The organism is Sandaracinobacter sp. (genome assembly GCF_041909755.1).
Lineage (GTDB): Bacteria > Pseudomonadota > Alphaproteobacteria > Sphingomonadales > Sphingomonadaceae > Sandaracinobacteroides.
On the sequence record NZ_JAYRCW010000132.1, the window covers coordinates 1,323 to 4,835 of the forward strand.

General features: G+C 72.0%; 5 protein-coding genes. All 5 read left to right on the forward strand.

All coding sequences use genetic code 11. The features are described from left to right. Window positions 1-450: indole-3-glycerol phosphate synthase TrpC (locus ACE3O8_RS12790; RefSeq protein ID WP_374390339.1), on the forward strand; the 450-nt coding region annotated here is incomplete at its 5' end. Continuing rightward, window positions 447-917 carry a cyclic pyranopterin monophosphate synthase MoaC gene (gene moaC, locus ACE3O8_RS12795; protein ID WP_374390341.1) on the forward strand — a complete coding sequence of 157 codons (471 nt, stop codon included), beginning with the start codon at window positions 447-449 and terminating at the stop codon, window positions 915-917. The genes ACE3O8_RS12790 and moaC, both read left to right, overlap by 4 nt. Before the next feature lie 4 nt (window positions 918-921). After that, window positions 922-2,133 carry a gephyrin-like molybdotransferase Glp gene (glp, locus tag ACE3O8_RS12800; RefSeq protein ID WP_374390343.1) on the forward strand — a complete coding sequence of 404 codons (1,212 nt, stop codon included), beginning with the start codon at window positions 922-924 and terminating at the stop codon, window positions 2,131-2,133. Between the two features lie 95 nt (window positions 2,134-2,228). After that, window positions 2,229-2,960 (forward strand): transcriptional repressor LexA, encoded by a 732-nt coding sequence (lexA, locus tag ACE3O8_RS12805; protein ID WP_374390345.1) that lies wholly within the window; start codon window positions 2,229-2,231, stop codon window positions 2,958-2,960. An 8-nt stretch (window positions 2,961-2,968) separates the two neighbouring features. Beyond that, window positions 2,969-3,513, forward strand: a 545-nt coding sequence (locus ACE3O8_RS12810; RefSeq protein ID WP_374390347.1) for a trans-aconitate 2-methyltransferase, incomplete at its 3' end; no start/stop codon positions are given.

The following is a 3,513-nucleotide window of genomic DNA, read 5'->3' on the forward strand; positions in this document are numbered from 1 at the left end:
CCGGCGCTGCGCAAGGACTTCATCGTCGATCCCTACCAGATCCGGGAATCGCGCAGCCTGGGCGCGGACGCGATCCTGCTGATCGTGGGCGCGCTGGACGACGGGCTGATGGCCGAGCTGGAGGCCGGGGCGATGGAGATCGGCCTGGACGTGCTGGCCGAGGTGCATGACGAGGCCGAGCTGGAACGCGCCTGCCGTCTGAAGACCCCGCTGATCGGCGTGAACAACCGCAATCTGAAGACGATGATGGTGAACCTGGCCGTGACCGAACGGCTGGCCGCGATCGCCCCGAAGGACCGGTTGCTGATCGCGGAATCGGGCATCGCGGGCCATGGCGACCTGCTGCGGCTGGAGGAATCCGCCGGGGTGACGACCTTCCTGGTGGGCGAGACGCTGATGCGCGAGGCCGATGTGGAAGCCGCGACGCGGGCGCTGCTGGGCGGCCGATGAGCGGGCTGACCCACCTGGATGACACGGGCGCGGCCCGGATGGTGGACGTGGGCGGCAAGGCGGTGACCGCGCGGATGGCCGTGGCGGGCGGCCGGATCGGCATGACCGCGCAGGCGCTGGCCGCGATCCGCGAGGGCAGCGCGAAGAAGGGCGATGTGCTGGCGACCGCGCGCATCGCGGGGATCATGGCGGCAAAGCGCACCGCAGAGCTGATCCCCCTGTGCCATCCGCTGCCGATCAGCAGCGTGACGATCGACCTGGCGCTGGATGCGGACGGCGTGGCCGTGACGGCAAGCGTCTCCACCACCGGGCAGACCGGGGTGGAAATGGAGGCGCTGACCGCCGCCTCGGTGGCGCTGCTGACCATCTATGACATGGCGAAGGCGCTGGACCGGGGCATGCGGATCGACGGCGTGCGGCTGCTGGAGAAGCGCGGCGGCAAATCCGGCGACTGGCGCGCCCCCTGAGCCGATGGCGGGGCTGATCCCGTTCGACGAGGCGCTGGGGCGGGTTCTTGCGCTGGGCGCGCCGCTGCCCGCGCAGGAGGTGCCGGTCGCGCATGGCGGCGGGCTTGTGCTGGCCGCCGATGTGCAGGCGCGGCTGACCCAGCCGCCCGCCGACATGAGCGCGATGGACGGCTATGCGATCCGCTTTGCCGGGTTGCCGGGGCCGTTCCGGCTGGTGGGCGAATCCGCAGCCGGCACGCCCTTCGCAGGCCGGATGGGCGAAGGCGAGGCCGTGCGCATCTTCACCGGGGCGCAGGTGCCTGCGGGCGCCGATACCGTCGCCGTGCAGGAGGATGCCGTGCGGGAGGGCACGGTGGTGCGCTTTCCGGGCGACGGGCCGCCGCGCGAAGGGGCGCATATCCGCCGGCGCGGCGCGGATTTTTCCGAAGGGCAGCTGCTGGCCCATGCCGGGGAGCGGCTGACACCGGCGCGGCTGGGGCTGCTGGCGGCCGCCGGGCTGGCGACGCTGCCGGTGCATCGGCGGCCACGCGTGGCGCTGCTGTCGACCGGCGACGAGCTGGTGCCGCCCGGCACGCCGCCGGGGCCGGGGCAGATCGTGGGATCGAACGGGCTGATGCTGGCGGCGCTGCTGTCGCCCTGGGCCGAGGTGACCGACCTGGGCATCGCGGGGGACCGGCCCGAGGCGCTGGCGGAGCGGATCGGGGCGGCCGGAATCGGGGGGGGTGAAATTGGGGCAGAGCGCGGCTGCGACCTGCTGGTGACGGTGGGCGGCGCATCGGTGGGCGATCATGATCTGGTGCGGCCCGCATTGCTGGCGGCGGGCGCGGCGCTGGATTTCTGGAAAGTGGCGATCCAGCCGGGCAAGCCGCTGATGGCCGGTCGGCTGGGCGCCGGGCTGGTGGTGGGTTTGCCGGGCAATCCGGTTTCCGCCTTCGTGTGCGCGCGGCTGTTCCTGGTGCCGCTGCTGAAGCGGCTGGCCGGCGACCCGGCCCCTGTGGACCGGCTTGGCGAGGCGCGGACGACAGTGGCGCTGCCCGCGAACGGGCCGCGCCGCCACTTCCTGCGGGCCAGGCTGGCGGACGGCGAGGTCACCCCGGCCTTGAGCCAGGACAGCAGCCTGCTTTCCATGCTGGCCGGGGCGAATGCCCTGCTGGTGCGGCCGGAAAACGGGCCCGCTCTGGCGGCAGGTGCATCCGTTCCGGTGCTGACCATTTGACGGGGCGCGCAAGCCCCTTGACCTGTTCCGCTTGGTTCCCTTAATGTTCCACCCATGTTCCCGCCGGGTGGAACGAATGATGGGAATGCGCCGCGATGCTGACTTCCAAGCAACATGAGCTGCTGCTGTTCATTCACCAGCGGCTGGCGGAAACCGGGGTTTCCCCTTCGTTCGAGGAAATGAAGGAGGCGCTGGACCTGAAATCCAAATCCGGCGTGCACAGGCTGATCGGGGCGCTGGAGGAGCGGCAGTTCCTGCGGCGGCTGCCCAACCGCGCCCGCGCGCTGGAGGTGACGCGCCTGCCGGGCATGGGGCAGCCGGGCGTCTCGGCGCCTGCGGCGGGCCAGGCGGCGATGGGCGCGGCCGGTGCGGCGGGCGGCGCGATGGTTTCGGATCTGGCGGCGGCCCGGGCGCGCAAGGCGGCGGCAGCACTGCCGGCGGATGCGCCCGCCATTGCGGTTCCGCTGGTCGGGAAGATCGCGGCCGGCCTGCCGATCGAGGCGATCGAGGATCATGAGCAGCTGGCCGTGCCGCAGGCGCTGCTGGGCGCGGGCGAACATTATGCGTTGCAGGTTTCCGGCGATTCCATGATCGAGGCCGGCATCTTCGACGGGGACTTCGCGCTGATCCGCCGGACGGACGAGGCGCGCGAGGGGGATATCGTGGTGGCGCTGATCGACAATGCCGACGCGACGCTGAAATATTTCCACCGGGAAAAGGGCATGGTGCGGCTGGACCCGGCCAACAGCCTGTATGAGCCGCAGCGCTACCTCCCCTCTCGCGTGAAGATCCAGGGCAAGCTGGCGGGGCTGCTGCGGCGCTATTGAGCGGTGCGGTGGCGGACAACCGCGAGGCAGGCGGGCCGGAGGCAGCCGCCGATGTGACCGGCCTGTATCGCCGCCATGCCGCCGCCTTCGCGGCTGCGCGGCGCGGGCGGTTTGCCGAGCGCGGCTGGATGGATCGGTTCCTGGCCGCCGTGGCGCCCGGGGGCGACATTCTGGACGTGGGGTGCGGATCGGGCGATCCGGTCGCGCGGTATCTGGCCGCTGCAGGCCATGCCGTCACCGGCGTCGACAGTTCGCCGGAGCTGCTGGCGATGTTCCGGCGCAACCTGCCCGGCGCTGCCGCGCACCTGATGGACATGCGGAGGCTGGCGCTGGGCCGACGCTTTCCGGGGGTGCTGGCGTGGGACAGCCTGTTCCACCTGACGGCGGACGATCAGCGGCGGGCCATCGCGTTGCTGGCGGACCACGCCGCGCCGGGCGCGGCGTTGATGTTCAACAGCGGCCCGGCCGCCGGCGTCGCGATCGGGCGCCTTCAGGGGGACCCGCTGTTCCACGCCAGCCTGGATCCGGATGCCTATCGCGACCTGCTGGATGG

Excerpts from the sequence above, each read along its gene's own strand:
- moaC (WP_374390341.1), top strand. The coding sequence starts at position 447 with ATGAGCGGGCTGACCCACCTGGATGACACGGGCGCGGCCCGGATGGTG.
- glp (WP_374390343.1), top strand. The coding sequence starts at position 922 with ATGGCGGGGCTGATCCCGTTCGACGAGGCGCTGGGGCGGGTTCTTGCG.
- lexA (WP_374390345.1), top strand. The coding sequence starts at position 2,229 with ATGCTGACTTCCAAGCAACATGAGCTGCTGCTGTTCATTCACCAGCGG.